The organism is Amphritea opalescens (genome assembly GCF_003957515.1).
Classification (GTDB): Bacteria; Pseudomonadota; Gammaproteobacteria; order Pseudomonadales; family Balneatricaceae; genus Amphritea; species Amphritea opalescens.
This window is the reverse complement of sequence record NZ_RQXW01000002.1, coordinates 244,208-261,212: the sequence shown is the minus strand read 5'-3', so window position 1 is coordinate 261,212 and position 17,005 is coordinate 244,208. Positions and strand designations below refer to the sequence as shown.

At 50.3% G+C, this 17,005-nt stretch carries 17 protein-coding genes; 3 read left to right on the top strand and 14 right to left on the bottom strand.

Annotated elements, in window-relative coordinates; all coding sequences use genetic code 11:
* Positions 1-257: 257 nt before the first annotated feature.
* The 10 genes from EH243_RS03410 to EH243_RS03365 all read right to left on the bottom strand — a co-directional run bounded on the left by EH243_RS03410 (position 258) and on the right by EH243_RS03365 (position 8,172).
* On the bottom strand, positions 258-731 hold the full coding sequence (locus EH243_RS03410) for a phosphatidylglycerophosphatase A family protein (protein ID WP_126157234.1): 474 nt from the start codon (positions 729-731) through the stop codon (positions 258-260).
* 3 nt (positions 732-734) lie between these two features.
* A complete protein-coding gene (gene thiL, locus EH243_RS03405) occupies positions 735-1,712 on the bottom strand; it encodes a thiamine-phosphate kinase (RefSeq protein ID WP_126157233.1) in 978 nt (325 codons plus the stop codon).
* Positions 1,713-1,719: 7 nt separating this feature from the next.
* Positions 1,720-2,199, bottom strand: a complete 480-nt coding sequence (nusB, locus tag EH243_RS03400) for a transcription antitermination factor NusB (protein WP_126157232.1) — start codon at positions 2,197-2,199, stop codon at positions 1,720-1,722.
* 1 nt (position 2,200) lies between these two features.
* On the bottom strand, positions 2,201-2,674 hold the full coding sequence (gene ribH / locus EH243_RS03395) for a 6,7-dimethyl-8-ribityllumazine synthase (protein ID WP_126157231.1): 474 nt from the start codon (positions 2,672-2,674) through the stop codon (positions 2,201-2,203).
* Positions 2,675-2,679: 5 nt separating this feature from the next.
* Positions 2,680-3,798, bottom strand: a complete 1,119-nt coding sequence (gene ribBA, locus EH243_RS03390) for a bifunctional 3,4-dihydroxy-2-butanone-4-phosphate synthase/GTP cyclohydrolase II (protein ID WP_126157230.1) — start codon at positions 3,796-3,798, stop codon at positions 2,680-2,682.
* Positions 3,799-3,822: 24 nt separating this feature from the next.
* On the bottom strand, positions 3,823-4,491 hold the full coding sequence (locus EH243_RS03385; RefSeq protein ID WP_126157229.1) for a riboflavin synthase: 669 nt from the start codon (positions 4,489-4,491) through the stop codon (positions 3,823-3,825).
* Positions 4,491-5,615, bottom strand: a complete 1,125-nt coding sequence (gene ribD, locus EH243_RS03380) for a bifunctional diaminohydroxyphosphoribosylaminopyrimidine deaminase/5-amino-6-(5-phosphoribosylamino)uracil reductase RibD (RefSeq protein WP_126157228.1) — start codon at positions 5,613-5,615, stop codon at positions 4,491-4,493. The genes EH243_RS03385 and ribD overlap by 1 nt, the downstream gene beginning before the upstream one ends.
* A 5-nt stretch (positions 5,616-5,620) precedes the next feature.
* Complete coding sequence (nrdR, locus tag EH243_RS03375; protein ID WP_126157227.1) at positions 5,621-6,097, bottom strand: transcriptional regulator NrdR; 477 nt, start codon at positions 6,095-6,097, stop codon at positions 5,621-5,623.
* A 177-nt stretch (positions 6,098-6,274) separates the two neighbouring features.
* On the bottom strand, positions 6,275-7,531 hold the full coding sequence (glyA, locus tag EH243_RS03370; RefSeq protein WP_126157226.1) for a serine hydroxymethyltransferase: 1,257 nt from the start codon (positions 7,529-7,531) through the stop codon (positions 6,275-6,277).
* Between the two features lie 221 nt (positions 7,532-7,752).
* Positions 7,753-8,172, bottom strand: a complete 420-nt coding sequence (locus tag EH243_RS03365) for an Hsp20/alpha crystallin family protein (RefSeq protein ID WP_126157225.1) — start codon at positions 8,170-8,172, stop codon at positions 7,753-7,755.
* A gap of 271 nt (positions 8,173-8,443) precedes the next feature.
* Between EH243_RS03365 and ettA the strand changes: the two genes are divergently transcribed.
* Together ettA and EH243_RS03355 are read left to right on the top strand one after the other, a co-directional pair.
* Positions 8,444-10,105, top strand: a complete 1,662-nt coding sequence (ettA, locus tag EH243_RS03360; RefSeq protein ID WP_126157224.1) for an energy-dependent translational throttle protein EttA — start codon at positions 8,444-8,446, stop codon at positions 10,103-10,105.
* A gap of 147 nt (positions 10,106-10,252) precedes the next feature.
* Positions 10,253-10,618 (top strand): PilZ domain-containing protein, encoded by a 366-nt coding sequence (locus EH243_RS03355; RefSeq protein WP_126157223.1) that lies wholly within the window; start codon positions 10,253-10,255, stop codon positions 10,616-10,618.
* Between the two features lie 10 nt (positions 10,619-10,628).
* Here EH243_RS03355 and radA read toward each other — a convergent pair whose 3' ends face one another.
* Complete coding sequence (gene radA / locus EH243_RS03350) at positions 10,629-12,002, bottom strand: DNA repair protein RadA (protein WP_126157222.1); 1,374 nt, start codon at positions 12,000-12,002, stop codon at positions 10,629-10,631.
* A gap of 159 nt (positions 12,003-12,161) precedes the next feature.
* On the opposite strand from radA, the gene EH243_RS03345 reads away from it, so the two are divergent.
* Positions 12,162-13,436 carry an O-acetylhomoserine aminocarboxypropyltransferase/cysteine synthase family protein gene (locus EH243_RS03345; protein ID WP_126157221.1) on the top strand — a complete coding sequence of 425 codons (1,275 nt, stop codon included), beginning with the start codon at positions 12,162-12,164 and terminating at the stop codon, positions 13,434-13,436.
* A 77-nt stretch (positions 13,437-13,513) separates the two neighbouring features.
* Here the strand turns inward: EH243_RS03345 and can are convergent, their stop codons facing one another.
* From can to EH243_RS03330, 3 genes are all read right to left on the bottom strand, one after another.
* The gene (gene can, locus EH243_RS03340; RefSeq protein ID WP_126157220.1) at positions 13,514-14,239 is read right to left on the bottom strand and encodes a carbonate dehydratase; all 726 of its coding nucleotides are present in this window, start codon (positions 14,237-14,239) and stop codon (positions 13,514-13,516) included.
* 68 nt (positions 14,240-14,307) lie between these two features.
* Positions 14,308-15,372 carry a uroporphyrinogen decarboxylase gene (gene hemE, locus EH243_RS03335; protein ID WP_126157219.1) on the bottom strand — a complete coding sequence of 355 codons (1,065 nt, stop codon included), beginning with the start codon at positions 15,370-15,372 and terminating at the stop codon, positions 14,308-14,310.
* Positions 15,373-15,513: 141 nt separating this feature from the next.
* Complete coding sequence (locus EH243_RS03330) at positions 15,514-16,935, bottom strand: FAD-dependent oxidoreductase (RefSeq protein WP_126157218.1); 1,422 nt, start codon at positions 16,933-16,935, stop codon at positions 15,514-15,516.
* Between the last annotated feature and the right edge of the window lie 70 nt (positions 16,936-17,005).

The following is a 17,005-nucleotide window of genomic DNA, read 5'->3' as shown; positions in this document are numbered from 1 at the left end:
GCTGTCGGCAGAACCTAAGCTCAATCGGCATGCAAACTAGGCATCGTTAGGTTTTATCCAAACATCACTTTATCTGCAACCGTTTTTCATCACTGATTATTCATCAATATCACTAGCAGATTCAGCAGCGCTCGTCTAAAGACACTCAAAGCGGAGTCACTTAACTAAACCCATCGTATTGATGGCATGGTGGAGATACTAACAGGGGCGTCTGAATTCAAGCTGAAAGGAAAACACAGCCCCGGCCGTCAATATGGCTAGAAAAATAGCGTGAGAAGCTGCAACAGCCCTAGGGCGACCAATCCGGCCAGCACATCATCTAACATAATTCCCAAACCACCGGCCACTTTTTTATCGGCCCAACTGATCGGCCAAGGTTTGAGAATATCGAATATGCGGAATAAGACAAAACCGACGAGCATCCACTGCCAGCCAGCCGGTGCGGCAAACATCGTAATCCAGTAGCCGACAAACTCATCCCAAACGATGCCACCATGATCATGTACGCCCATATCCTCTGAGGTTTTACCACACAGATAGATACCCACAACAAAGGTAACCAGTAATACAACCGCATACCAAAATAGCGACAGCGGTTGAATCAATAGGAACAGGGGGATTGCTGCTATCGTACCCGCGGTTCCTGGAGCCCAAGGAGATGCGCCACTGCCTAAGCCAAAGGCCAAAAAGTGGATCGGGTTTCGCCATACGGAAGGCGGTGCCTGATTCATCGGTTACACCCTATGTTTATTTGTAAAATGGTTATACCCCTGAGGTTCTACAGGCCACACTCGGCCGCCCTCAGAGAACAAAATACCAGGCTTGGCGGATATCTGCCCGATACAGGTAACACCTACAGAGTGGTTCCGCAGTGCCCAGCCTAGTTTAGGTTCCAGCTTTGCCGGTACGGTAAAGCAAAGTTCAAAATCTTCACCGCCGGTCAACGCCCATTCGCGAGACTGTGCTTCGCCCACCCACTGATGCAACTCAGCCGATATTGGCAGTTCACCGGGGCTAATCATGGCTCCCACGTTACTCGCTACCAGAATATGATTCAAATCGGCCAGCAGGCCATCGGAGATATCGATCGCAGCAGTGGCATAATCGGCAATTAATAGGGCTGTATCGATGCGGGGTTCAGGTGTATAAAAACGGTGCTGCAGATAGGGAACCTGCGGGCCATGGATATTTTTCAAAAGGGTTTCTAGTCCCCCTTTGGAATCGCCTAGGGTGCCCGTCACGAAGATTCTGTCACCCGAGCAAGCACCACTGCGTAACAGCGCTTTATCCGGATAGGTCCAGCCATGCACCTGAATACTCAGGGTTAGCGGCCCTCGGGTGGTATCACCACCGACCAACTGCACACCATACTGACGCGACAGCTCTGCAAGCCGAACACTAAATGCCTGCAGCCAGGCGGGATCGTTATCCGGTAAGGTCAAGGCGAGGGTAAAAAAGGCAGGGGTAGCGCCCATCGCCGCCAAATCACTAAACGCAGCGCCGAACAGACGTGAAGCGACTCTATCGCCACTGGTGTCCGCCGGAAAATGCACGCCCTCAACCATGGTATCAATGGACACCACGAGATCCCGATTATCGGGCGGAGAGATCACCGCACAATCATCGCCCACTGTCCGTCGAACCGACCCTGACTGATCAGACCCTACATCAGAGAAATAGCGTCGGATCAGTTCGAACTCATCGGTCGCCATCGGCAGATTAACGTCCGCGTTTCTTAGCGTTGATCTCAGTCATACGTACCCGGGCAGCTAGCTTATCTAGAATCCCGTTAACGTATTTATGGCTTTCGGTAGCACCGAAAATCTTAGCCAGATCAACACTTTCGTTAATCACAACTTTGTACGGCACAACAATACGATGAATCAGCTCAAAACTGCCGATTCGCAGTACCGCCCGTTCGATGGGGTCAAGATCATCCAACGCCCGATCCAAGAACGGCTCATAGGCGCGATCCAGTTCAGCGCTGTTGGCCGGAACGCCATGCAACAACTCACTGAATAGATCCAGATCGGTACCGGACATATCGTTATCCATACGGAACTGCAGCTCAATATCCGTCACTGAATTGCCGGACATCTCCCATTGATACAAGGCTTGCAGCGCAAAACTTCGTGCCGCACGGCGCATCTCTGTATGCGATAATTTTTTCTGCTTTTTAGGCGTACCAGTGTCGCTCATCTTAAACCTCAAGCTGACGTAGCAAACTAACCATTTCTAATGCAGACAGTGCAGCTTCTGCACCTTTATTACCTGCTTTAGTGCCAGAACGTTCAATCGCTTGCTCGATAGAGTTAACGGTTAAGATACCGTTTGCGACCGGAATGCTATATTCCAAACCAACCTGCGCCACGCCTTTAGAGCTCTCACCAGAGACATACTCAAAGTGCGGTGTGCCGCCACGAATAACGGCACCTAGCGCGATAATGGCATCATCTTTTTTCTGTGCAGCGACTTTCTGTACTGCCAGTGGGATTTCAAACGCACCCGGTACCCGCACAACTCGGATATTCTCGGCCGCAATACCGTGACGCTTCAAGGTATCAATGGCACCTTCCAACAAGCTCTCAACGACAAAGCTGTTAAAACGACCAACAACAATAGTGTATTGACCGTTTCCGGTCAGAAAATCACCTTCAATATACTGAACTGACATATTCTTTACTCTTCGCAAGCAATGTAATCGACAATCTCCAGATTAAAACCTGAGATCGCATTAAATTTCATAGGTGAACTAAGCACCCGCATTTTTCCTACGCCCAGATCCCGAAGAATCTGAGAACCGGTTCCAACCGTCAAGTAAGAGCCCGACGCACTAATATTGTGCTGACGAATCTTCTTGCCGGTGTTCAGCATCTGATTCAAGGCATCGCCTAGGTCAACTCTGACACCCGTATCCAACAACAGCACCACACCTTTACCTTCTTTGGCCACCTTTTTCAGTGCCCGGCGCATGGTCCATTTCAACTCTTCTTCTGGCGCAGCCCCAACCACATCCCGCAGTACTTCAGTCCGCAGATGCACCCGCACTGGCGTTGGCTCTTCTGGAGTAATCGTCCCCAGTGTGAGTGCCATATGAGTACAATCCTGAATTTCATCCCGGAAAGTCACATAATTAAAATCACCAAACTCGGTGGCTAAGACACCTTCACCGTCACGCATTACCGTATGTTCATTGATCGTACGGTAGTGGATCAGATCGGCAATGGTGCCGATTTTCAGATTATGCTTCTCAGCAAATTTTTCCAGATCGGGACGACGCGCCATCGAGCCATCATCATTCATCACTTCCACAATCGCTGCTGCTGGCGTCAAACCCGCCAACCGCGCTAGATCGCAACCCGCTTCGGTGTGACCCGCACGACTCAAAACACCGCCGGGATCAGCCATCAATGGGAAAATGTGCCCCGGTTGAACAATATCTTCCGCCTTAGCACTTTCGCGTACCGCAGTACGTACCGTATGCGCACGATCCGCCGCCGAGATACCGGTGGTAACACCTTCAGCCGCTTCAATCGACAGGGTAAAGTTAGTCGAAAAAGCTGCACCATTGGATTGCACCATCAGCGGCAATTTCAATTGTTTACAGCGCTCACGGGTCAAGGTTAGGCAGATCAAACCACGGGCATGGGTCGCCATAAAGTTGATATCTTCAGTGCGCACCATCTCGGCCGCAATCAGGATATCGCCTTCATTTTCCCGGTCTTCGTCATCCATGAGGATAACCATTTTGCCCTGACGGATATCATCGATCAGTTCCTGGGGGGTATTTAATTCCATTAAACTAAAGCCTCTGTTGCCGTATTAGCGGCGGTTCAGGAAACCAGCACTCGCGAGGGTAGCCATACTCACCCCACCCGCCGATTCCGTTATATTATCATCTGTGTAATTGATCAGACGCTCCATGTAACGGGCAATAATATCAACTTCCAGATGTACCTTTCGGCCAGATTGATAGCTGGCTATTATTGTTTCTTGCGCGGTATGGGGCACAATATTCAGATCAAACACCGCGCCCTCTACCGCATTCGCCGTTAAGCTCACACCATCCACGGTAATCGAACCTTTCGCGGCGATATAACGTGCGATCGCTTTAGGTGCACGAACTTTATAACGTATTGAACGAGCATCGGCCTCAATCGAGATGACTTCGCCTAAACCATCCACATGGCCAGTGACGATATGTCCACCAAACCGCGTGGTCGGCTGCATCGCTTTTTCTAAATTTACCCGTTCACCCGGCATCAAACTCGGAAACCGAGTATGCACCAGTGTTTCTCGCGACACATCGGCCCAGAAACCATCCCCCGGCAAAGCAACGGCGGTCAAACACACACCATTAACCGCAATACTATCACCGAGTTTAACATCGGACAGATCCAGATCCCCGGTACGGATATACAGCCGCAGATCGCCCTGCACCTCTTCAGCGGCAGCAACAACGCCAACCGCTTCAATAATTCCGGTAAACATTACTCGTTCTCCTGTCGGGGAATCAACGTCAGACGAAGATCATCACCCAATACCCGGCTATCGACCAACTGCAGTTGTTTTTGCTCACTCATTTTATCCAGCGGTAAGAGAAACATCGGCCGAGCATTACTGCCCAACAGTTTCATCGCCTGATAAAGCACCAATTCATCCACCAGCCCCGCCGCCATAAAGGCGCCTGCCAATGTCGCACCGGTTTCCACCAACACCTCGTTACACTCTCTGCTGGCTAGTGCTTGTAACAGCCGTTGCAGATCGATCCCACCGTTATAGGCGGGGAGTTTTAACCATTCGACACTATCGTTTGCCGCGACAAACTCTGGTGCATCGACACAGCTGACAATCAACGTACGGCCCGGCAAACTGAGCAACTTCGCTTGTTCAGGCATCCTCGCCGAACTATCCAAAATCACTCGCAACGGCTGACGCTGAGCGATTTCAGCCGCATTATCCAGCCCTAGCTCTGCTTCGCGAACAGTCAGTGACGCATCATCATGTATGATCGACGCGATACCACTGATGATCGCCGAACTGCGCGCGCGCAATCGTTGTACATCCTGCCGAGCTAATGGCCCAGTAATCCACTGACTCTCACCGGACGCCATGGCTGTACGCCCATCGAGGCTTGCCGCCATTTTCAGTCGCACGAATGGCATACCTTCTGCCATCCGTTTAATAAAGCCCGGATTCAGTTGCCGACACTGAGCTTCCATCAAGCCACAACGCACGCGAATACCCGCCTGTTGCAGTTTTTTCAGCCCATTACCCGATACCTGAGGATTAGGATCCACCATCCCCACAACCACTTCCACAACGCCCGCGTCGATCAAAGCATTCGCACAGGGAGGGGTTTTACCAAAGTGGCTACAGGGTTCGAGCGTCACATAAGCCGTACACCCCTTTGCCTGCGCCGCTGCACGACGTAATGCATTAACCTCCGCGTGGCCCTCACCGGCTTTACGATGATACCCTTCCGCGATCAGTTTGCCATCTTTGACCAACACACACCCCACTCGAGGGTTAGGCTCCGTCGTATACAGCCCCTGCCATGCAATCGTCACGGCACGGGACATAAATTGGTGATCTGCAGCGCTCCAATCGGTCATCCTGATTACTTTGCCTTAACGGCATCCTCTTTCTGTTCTGACAAGCGGTCGATCTCTTCTTTAAACTCATTAATATCTTGAAAACTACGATACACCGACGCAAACCGCACATAAGCCACTTGATCGAGTTTACGCAGTTCATGCATCACCTCTTCGCCGACGGTTCTAGACGGTAGCTCGCGCTCACCGGTTGCCCGTAAACGCTGCTTAATACGGCTGATACAGGCTTCGATCTCTTCGATACTAACAGGACGTTTTTCAACCGCACGCTGGATACCGGCGCGCAGTTTATCTTCATCATAGGGCTGGCGAGTACCATCGGCCTTAATGAGGCGAGGCATGAGAAGCTCGGCGGCTTCATAGGTGGTGAATCGTTCATGACAGGTGATACATTCACGCCGACGGCGAATCTGCTGTCCTTCTGCCACCAAGCGGGAATCAACCACCTTGGTTTCATGTGCATTGCAGAACGGACAGTACATATATCATCCTCAAAGAGCGTGGCTGAGCTAGCAGCCGTAAAAGAGCATTTATTAAGCTTATATAAGCACTTACATAAGTACTTAGCTGCTTTTATTTAAAAGCGCTTATATAAACAACCGGGGCGCACAAGGCGCCCCGTTAGAAAACTGATCGTCAACAGTTCCTATTGTAACGGTTTACTTATAAACCGGAAAGCGAGCACAGATATCCAACACTTTCTGCTTGACGCTGTTGATAACTTCTTCGTTACCAATATTATCCAGCACATCGCAGATCCACTGAGTCAGCTGTTCAGCTTCAGCTTCTTTAAAACCACGGCGCGTAATAGCCGGCGTACCGATTCGTAGACCAGAGGTCACAAACGGTGAACGTGGGTCATTAGGCACTGAGTTTTTGTTAACCGTGATGTTTGCTTGACCAAGCGCAGCATCGGCATCTTTACCGGTATACTCTTTACCGATCAGATCGACCAAGAACAGGTGGTCATCAGTACCGTCAGAAACAATCTTGATGCCCCGCTCTTTAAAGGCTTTCGCCATCGCTTGAGCGTTTTTAACCACTTGCACCTGATAGGCTTTCCAATCGTCCTGCATCGCTTCTTTAAAGCAGACCGCTTTCGCCGCAATCACATGCATCAACGGGCCACCCTGAGATTCAGGGAAAACCGCAAAGTTCAGCTTCTTCTGCAACTCTTCATCCGCATTGGCCGACAGAATCAAGCCGCCACGTGGACCACCGAGCGTTTTATGGGTCGTGGTTGTCACAACATCCGCAAACGGTAACGGACTTGGATAAACACCCGCAGCCACTAAACCAGCAACGTGAGCCATATCGACGAACAGGTATGCACCCACTTTATCGGCGATATCACGGAAACGCTGCCAATCAACGATACGAGAGTAAGCAGAGAAACCCGCCACGATCATTTTTGGTTTATGTTCCAGCGCCAAACGTTCAACTTCAGCGTAATCGATCTCGCCGGTTTCAGCGTTCAAACCATACTGGACAGCGTTGTAAATACGACCAGAGAAGCTCACCGCAGCACCGTGGGTCAAATGACCACCGTGGGCAAGGCTCATACCTAGCACAGTATCACCCGGCTGACACAATGCCATATAAACAGCGGCATTGGCTTGTGAACCAGAATGTGGCTGAACATTCGCATAGGTCGCATCAAACAGCTCTTTGGCGCGATCAATCGCCAGTTGTTCAACAACATCCACGTGCTCGCAACCGCCGTAATAACGTTTGCCTGGATAACCTTCCGCGTACTTGTTAGTCAACTCAGAGCCCTGAGCTTCCATTACCCGTGGGCTGGTATAGTTTTCAGAAGCAATCAGTTCGATATGCTCTTCCTGACGTTTGGCCTCAGCCTGCATCGCAGCATACAGATCTGGATCAAAACCAGCGATAGTCATCTCTTTGCTAAACATTAGCGGTCCCCAAAGTTGAGATTTACACCGGCCCGGCTATCGTATGCTGACAGCATCGATTTTCAGGGCCTTGGAAAAGCCGCGTATTATAGTCGAATTTATATACAAAACGCACTTGAAAGTAAGTCAGTTATCAGAGAATTTCGCTCATAAAGACAATATTCCCAGCAGTAACACAACTGCTGGGAATATAGAGCCTACTGAGTAGGCTGATAGCAGAACTATTCGATCGCAATAGTGGTGTTGGAAGGTTGCTGTTGCTCAACTTTAGGCAGCGTCAAATTCAGCACGCCATCTTCAAAGTTAGCTTTAATACCCGCAGGGTCAACATCGGCCCCAACACTGAGTGAGCGGACAAACTTGCCATAGTGACGTTCTTGTCGAATCAGTTTGCCATCTTGCTCTTCTTTATCTTCTTTGGTTGTTTCGGCGCTAACCGACAACACACCATTGTCTAGCGATACCTTGATGTCCTCTTTTTTAATCCCGGGCAGGTCAACCCGAACCAGGTATTGCCCTTCACCATCATGCACATCAATAGCCGGCACTTTGTCTCCTGTTTCCTGACGGGATACCGGGCGAAAGAAGTCATTAAAAAAAGTATCATCAAACAGGCTGTTAAAACGTGTCAGGTTGTTCATTTTTCTATCCTCCCAGTGATGGTTTAAGTCATTTACACGTTGCTAATGCAGTGGGCAGACGCTGTCGATTTCAGAATATTTAAACCTCTCAATTAGCCCTGACCAATGGTGTTATCAGCGGCTAAATAACCTCGACTACCCAATGCATCCTAAGTTTATAAACAGCATTACCGATTCTCCAGTATCGCTTTTGACCTATATCAAATAGCAATAAATTCTTTGTAGGGCTAAGATATGCGCAGTTTTGAGATAACAGTTAACAGGTTGTGTAATGGCTCAGTACGTTTACAGCATGAATCGGGTCGGCAAAGTAGTGCCACCCAAACGCGAAATACTAAAAGATATCTCCCTATCCTTCTTCCCTGGTGCCAAGATCGGCGTATTGGGATTGAACGGTTCGGGTAAATCCTCCCTGCTAAAAATCATGGCGGGACTGGATAAAGAATATCTCGGTGAAGCTCGGCCAATGCCGGGCATCAAAGTGGGCTACCTGCCCCAAGAACCGCAACTCGATGATAGTAAAACTGTCCGCGAAGTGGTGGAAGAAGCTGTCGCCGACGTGAAAGAGGCTTTGGATGGATTAGAAGGCGTCTATGCCGCCTACGCTGAACCCGATGCCGATTTTGACGAGCTCGCCAAACAGCAAGCTCGCTTTGAAGATCTTATCGCGGCAAAAGATGGCCATAATCTGGACATCATGCTGGAGCGCGCCGCCGATGCGATGCGCCTGCCGCCTTGGGATGCAGAGGTTAAACACCTTTCCGGTGGTGAACGTCGTCGTGTGGCGCTTTGTCGACTGCTGTTAGACAAGCCCGACATGCTACTACTCGACGAGCCGACCAACCATCTGGATGCTGAATCGATCGCTTGGATTGAACGCTTCCTGAAGGAATACCCCGGCACTGTAGTGGCTATCACCCACGACCGTTACTTCCTTGATAACGCGGCAGGCTGGATTTTGGAACTCGACCGAGGTCGCGGTATCCCTTATGAAGGCAATTACTCTAGCTGGCTAGAGCAAAAAGATAAGCGCCTAGAGATGGAATCCAAGCAGGAAGCCGCTCATCATAAAGCAGTCAATGCCGAATTGGAGTGGGTTCGTCAGGGCCAAAAAGGGCGCCAAGCTAAATCTAAAGCCCGTTTGCGTCAGTTTGAAGAGATGAACTCCCGCGAGTTCCAAACCCGCAACGAAACATCAGAGATCTACATTCCACCAGGGCCTCGTCTCGGTGAAAAAGTGATCGAGCTACACAACGTCACCAAATCATTTGGGGACAAGGTGTTGTTTGAAAACCTCTCTCTGAGCATTCCCCAAGGTGCTATTGTCGGTATTATTGGCGGTAACGGTGCTGGTAAGTCGACACTCTTCAAAATGATCACCGGCGCTGAGAAACCCGATGCCGGCACCATTGAAGTCGGCGACACCGTGAAGCTGGCCTATGTTGATCAAAGCCGCGATTTAGCGGGCGAAAAGACCGTCTGGGAAGAGATCTCTGAGGGGCAGGACAATATTATTGTCGGCAACTACACCACATCGTCCCGCGCTTACTGCGGTCGCTTCAACTTCAAAGGGTCCGATCAGCAGAAGTTTGTTAAAGACCTGTCTGGCGGTGAACGCAATCGACTGCACATGGCCAAACTGCTGAAAGAGGGCGGTAACGTACTGCTACTCGATGAGCCGACCAACGATCTGGATGTCGAAACCCTGCGAGCACTGGAGGAAGCCTTACTGGCATTCCCAGGTTGCGCCGTGGTGATCTCACACGACCGTTGGTTCCTCGACCGCGTCTGTACCCATATGCTGGCATACGAAGGTGATTCAACCGTCGAATTTTTCGAAGGTAACTACACCGAATACGCTGAAGATTACAAAAAACGTCATGGCAAAGATCATCAGCCAGAGCGGATTAAATATAAGCGTATCGCTAAATAAGCGCGCCAACGGGCTTATTTACATAGCAAAAAACCGGCCTCGTGCCGGTTTTTTACTATCTCATGCGGTGTAAACCAATTGATGTTCTCGGTAGAACAGATATTCTTAATGGATTGACAGTGTGAGGCTGTCGGCAGGAGAAGACCTATGACCGAAGATCGACGACGCTTTCAACGCATCACCTTTGACGCACATTGTGAGATCCAAACCGCAGATAACCATCGCTGGCCGGTCCAACTAATGGATATCTCATTCCAAGGCGCGTTAACATCCGTCGTTGACCATGAGCTATTGCAAATAGGGGATAGCGCCGAGCTGATCATTCAGCTATCGAACGATATTGTCATTCAAATGCCGGTTATTTTACGTCATCACTTAGGCACGCATCTGGGGTTTGAAGCCCAGAACATGGATATCGATAGCCTCACCCATCTACGCCGACTCGTCGAACTCAACCTTGGCATAGAGACCCTGCTGGAAAGAGAACTGGAACAGCTGATCGCTCACGGCTAAAAAAACAGACTCAGAGTGCATCCAATGCTTCCGAAAGTTGACTCACCCCTACCACGGTCATCCCTTCAGGGGCCCGCTTTGGCACATTCGCTTTTGGCACAATCGCACGACGAAAACCGTGTTTTGCCGCCTCTTTAATCCGCTCCTGCCCATTAGGCACAGGACGAATCTCACCAGACAAGCCCACCTCACCAAAGGCAATTAGATCCTGCGGCAGCGCCCGATCACGAAAGCTGGACACCACCGACAGTAATAACGCTAGGTCGGCACTGGTCTCTAAGACCTTCACACCGCCAACCACGTTAACGAAAACATCCTGATCACCGGTTTGCAATCCACCGTGCCGATTCAAGACCGCCAACAGCATCGCCAATCGGTTTTGTTCTAGCCCCACCGCTATCCGCCGAGGGTTGTTCACGTGACTCTGATCCACCAGCGCCTGCACCTCCACCAACAACGGTCGAGTACCTTCCCAAACCACCATCACCAAGCTACCCGGGCTAGGTTTATCCCCTCGGCTTAAGAAAATAGAACTGGGGTTTTTAACCTCTTTTAAACCCTGCTCCAGCATCGCAAAGACACCCAGTTCATTCACCGCACCAAAACGGTTTTTATGGCTACGCAGGGTACGAAAGCGGCCGTCGCTATCCCCTTCGAGCTGCAACGAGCAATCGATCATATGTTCCAGCACTTTAGGCCCCGCCAAAGAGCCATCTTTGGTCACATGACCCACTAGAAAGAGTACCGTGCCGGTCTGTTTGGCAAACCGAGTCAGATAGGCGGCGGCTTCTCGCACCTGTGAGACACTACCTGGGGCAGATTGCACATCATCCACATGCATCACCTGAATCGAATCTACCACCAGCACTTTCGGTTTCAGTTGCTCGGCGATAGTGCAAATTTGCTCGACGCTGGTTTCCGATAACATCTTCAGATTAGCAGTGGTCAAACCCAAGCGCTGCGCCCGTAATGCCACCTGCTGTAATGATTCTTCACCGGTCACATATAGCGCGGGCATCTGTTGTGCCAGATGACACATGGTCTGTAATAACAACGTACTCTTACCCGCCCCCGGATGACCGCCGATCAAAATCGCTGAGCCCGGCACTAGGCCGCCACCCAACACCCGGTCAAGTTCGCCCGAACCCGAAGCAAAGCGCGGCATATCGGCCAGATTAACTTCCGATAGATCCTGTACCTTGGCAAGGCTTCCCCCACCAGCGTAACCCTCAAATCGAGCGCCTCGTGCGGCACTGGGTTTAGCGCTGCTAAGACGCACTTCGGTCAGGGTATTCCACGCATGGCAGGCACTACATTGTCCCTGCCATTTAGAATAATCTGCACCGCAGTCATTACAGACATACGCACTCTTTGCCTTGGCCATCCGATTTTCCTCTAGATCAATCAGCGCATTCTAACGGAACACGCCGCCGGCTTGTATAAAAGAGAACTTTATTTCTTCTGCTGAAGGGCTACAATCTAGCGCACAAGAATCGATATAAAACGACAACAAACGTCTCACACTGTTCATGAGGAGCTTCAGATGAAACTGGAAACAATTGCCGTCCATGGTGGTTACAGCCCGGAAGAAACGACTAAAGCGGCCGCGGTGCCGATCTATCAAACCACTTCTTACGCTTTTGACAATGCCCAACACGGCGCTGATCTGTTTGATCTGAAGGTCCCTGGCAATATTTACACCCGTATTACCAACCCCACCAACGATGTGCTGGAACAACGCATAGCGGCGATGGAAGGCGGTGTTGCTGCACTGGCTGTGGCATCTGGCATGGCCGCCATCACCTATACCATTCAAACGATTGCAGAAGCCGGTGACAACATCATCGCCACTAGCGAGCTATACGGCGGCACTTACAACCTGTTTGCCCACACACTGCCTCGCCAGGGCATTGAAACCCGTTTTGCAAATAAAGACGATTTCAGTGCAATGGAAGCCCTCATCGATGACCGTACCCGCGCCATCTACTGCGAATCAATCGGCAACCCTTCCGGCGGCATTGCCGACATTGAAACCCTCGCCAAACTGGCCCATAAACACGGCCTACCACTGATTGTCGATAGCACCGTTGCCAGCCCTGCGCTGTGGCGTCCTATCGAACAGGGTGCAGATATCGTTGTACAGGCGGCAACCAAATATATCGGTGGCCACGGCAACTCTCTTGGCGGTGTGATTATCGATTCCGGTAACTTCCCTTGGGCTGAGCACGCCGACCGCTTCCCACTGCTGAACACCCCTGATGTCTCTTACCACGGTGTGGTCTACACCGAAGCCTTTGGCCCTGCGGCCTTTATCGGCCGTTGCCGCGTCGTACCTCTGCGCAATATGGGTGCAGCACTGTCTCCGATGAACGCCTTCCTGTTACTTCAAGGTGTTGAAACACTATCGCTGAGAATGGAGCGGGTTTGTGAAAACACCCTCAAGGTCGCTAAATACCTAGAAGGTCATGATCAGGTTAAATGGGTAAACTATGCTGGCCTAGAAAGCCATAAAGACCATGCATTGGCCAAGAAATATATGAATGGACAGGCATCCGGTATTCTTAGCTTCGGTATCGCCGGCGGCCGAGAAGCCACCCGTAAATTCTATGACGCCCTGAATATTTTTATTCGCCTCGTTAATATTGGCGACTGTAAATCTCTGGCGTCTATTCCGGCTGAAACCACTCACCGTCAGCTGAACGATGAAGAGTTAAAATCAGCCGGTGTTACCGATGATATGGTTCGCCTCTCGATCGGTATCGAGCATATCGATGACTTGATCTCCGATCTAGAGCAGGCCCTACAAGCGGCTAAGTAACAACCGCTCAACAGAACAAAAAAAGCCTCGCAACCGCGAGGCTTTTTATTATCGGTATTAACACAGAGCAGCACTGATTAATCAAACAGTGTACGTACTCTATCCCACAATGTTCTCGCGTTGTGGCCTTTTTCAGAAGCTAGCGCCAATTGCCGTAAGGCTTCAATCTTACTAATAGCCAGATTGTATTGTGCTTCAACCTCAGCATCCTCAGAAGCATTAAATTCTAGATCATTCACCAGCCCATCATTCAAACCGTAGATCCAACCATGCACGGTTAGATCCTGCCCTTCAGCCCAAGCGTCTTGCACAATCGTCGTTTCACAAACATTAAACGCCTGCTCGATCACATTCAGTTCACACAGTCGATCCAACCGCTGGTGAGAGTGATCCCAGGCAGACAGCAGATCACGGTGCTTTTGATTCACCTTGCGTATCTGCCGCAACCAGTTATCGATCAAGCCGTGGGGCGTACTCTCTAACGCCGCCTTAACGCCTCCACAGCCGTAGTGCCCTACCACCATGATATGTTTAACTTTGAGCACCTGCACCGCATACTGAATCACCGAGAGGCAGTTCATATCCGTGTGGATAACAAGGTTGGATACATTCCGATGCACAAACAGTTCACCCGGTAACATGCCAACGATCTCATTGGCGGGCACACGGCTATCGGAGCAACCGATCCAGAGATATTCCGGTGCCTGCTGCTGGGCCAGTGTTTCAAAGAAATGCGGATCATCCTGGTTAATCTGTTCGGCCCACTGCCGATTACTATCTAAAAGTTGAGTCAGTCGTTTCATGATTTTCCGCTGGATAACAAAAGAGGGCTCATAGCCCTCTTATTTCACATAGATTTAACATCGTCTCGTTAGACGTGATACTGCGCACTGAGTTCATGCACCGCATCAACAAAGATCTTCGGCTGATCAGGATCGACGAATTGATGGATACCGTGTCCTAAGTTGAACACATGGCCTGGACCACTGCCATAACGCGCTAAAATATCAGCAACTTCGCTGCGAATACAGGCCTCAGAACCATACAGCACGGAAGGATCCATATTACCTTGCAAGGCCACTTTATCACCCACACGAGCGCGGGCATCATCGATATTGATAGTCCAGTCTAGCCCTAAAGCATCGGCACCGGATGCGGTCATCGCTTCAAGCCACTGCCCACCGTTTTTGGTGAACATAATCACCGGCACTATACGGCCTTCATGCTCACGAATCAGTCCATTCGCAATTTTCTGCATATAGTTAAGCGAAAATTCCTGATACTTCGGCCCACTTAACACACCGCCCCAGGTATCAAAGATCTGTACCGCTTGGGCACCACTGAGGATCTGCTGGTTAAGATAGTCAGTCACGGACTGCGCTAGTTTGTCTAACAGTTGATGTAGCACCTCGGGGGTCGCATACATCATCTGTTTGATATGCCGGAAGTCTTTACTCGAACCACCTTCAACCATATAGGTTGCTAGCGTCCACGGGCTACCGGAGAAACCGATCAGTGGAACTCGGCCATTGAGCTCAGAACGGATAGTTTTCACCGCATCCATCACATAGCTCAAATCACTGGCCGAATCCGGCACGGGCAACGCATCGACATCAGCCTCGGTACGGATAATCTTTTTAAACTTAGGCCCTTCGCCGACTTCAAAATACAGCCCTAAACCCATCGCATCAGGAATAGTCAGAATATCAGAGAACAGAATCGCGGCATCGAGATCGTAACGTTCCAATGGCTGAATAGTGACTTCGCACGCCAGCTCTTTATTTTTACACAGGCTCATAAAATCACCGGCCTGAGCACGAGTAGCACGATATTCTGGCAGATAACGACCCGCCTGACGCATCATCCATACTGGTGTCACATCGACAGGCTCACGCATCAGCGCGCGCAGAAAACGATCATTCTTCAATTCAGCCATTGCTTTTTCTCGATTCAGATTCAAAACTGGGGGCATTTTACAGGTTTTTACACACAGGCGCGAACAACTCTCCTGTTTGCTGATCTGTAACACAAAGATAAAAAAAGGCCGCCGAAGCGACCTTTTTAAACAGGCAGGTAATTACACTTTAAGGTAATCCAACATACCTTCAGCCGCTTTACGGCCTTCATCGATCGCGGTAACGACTAAATCGGAGCCGCGCACCATATCACCACCCGCAAACACTTTCTCATTGCTGGTTTGGAAGGCAAAGGCTTCATCTACCGAGGTTTTAATACGACCGTCTTGCTGAAGATCGATACCAAAGTCGGCAAACCAAGGGGCAGGACTTGGACGGAAACCAAAGGCAACCAAGACCGCATCCGCTGGCAGCACTTCTTCACTACCTTCGACCACTTCAGGACGACGACGGCCATTTTCATCCGGCTCACCCATCTGGGTAGTCACCACTTTAATGCCAGTCACCTTGTTTCCGTCACCGACGACTTCCACCGGCTGACGGTTAAACATGAACTGCACACCCTCTTCACGTGCGTTTTCAACTTCACGCTTAGAGCCCGGCATGTTCGCTTCATCACGACGGTAGACACAGGTCACACTGTTGGCTTCTTGACGGATAGAGGTACGGTTGCAGTCCATCGCAGTGTCACCACCGCCCAGCACAACCACATTCTTACCCTTCACGCCGATGTAATCAGCAACGTCTTTTTCAAAACCAAGGCAACGGTTAACGTTAGAGATCAAGAACGGCAATGCATCATAGACGCCATTCAGATCTTCGCCGGGGAAACCACCTTTCATATAGGTGTAAGTTCCCATACCTAAGAAGACCGCGTCATACTCATCGATCAGCGTCTGCATCTGCACATCTTTACCGATCTCGGTGTTCAGACGGAACTCAATACCCATATCGGTAAAGACTTCACGACGACGCACCATGATATCTTTGTCCAGTTTAAACTCTGGGATACCAAAGGTGAGCAAACCACCGATCTCTGGATGACGATCAAATACCACCGGCTTAACACCGTTACGCACCAAGACGTCTGCCGCGGCCAGACCCGCAGGGCCCGCACCGATAACAGCCACTTTCTTATCGGTCACCGGCACTTTACTCATATCGGGACGCCAACCCATGGCAAACGCGGTATCGGTAATATGTTTTTCCACCGAACCAATTGTCACAGCGCCAAACTCATCATTCAGCGTACAGGCGCCTTCACACAGACGATCCTGCGGGCAAACACGACCACACACCTCTGGTAATGAGTTGGTCTGATGGCTCAGCTCAGCCGCTTCAATAATATTGCCTTCTGACACCAGCTTAAGCCAGTTAGGAATATAGTTGTGTACCGGACATTTCCATTCGCAATAAGGATTACCGCATTCCAGACAACGATGTGCCTGCTCAGACGCATCCTCTGACTTGAACGGTTCATAGATCTCAGCAAACTCCTTCTTACGGACATCCGCTGCGATCTTACCTGGTCCCTCACGCTCTACTTCCAGAAACTGAAAATCATTCTTCAGACGCTCAGACATTCTTCACCCCGCCTAATAATGTCTGCCCGTAGGCAGACACAGCTATAACTAAACACCTGCTCGATAAACT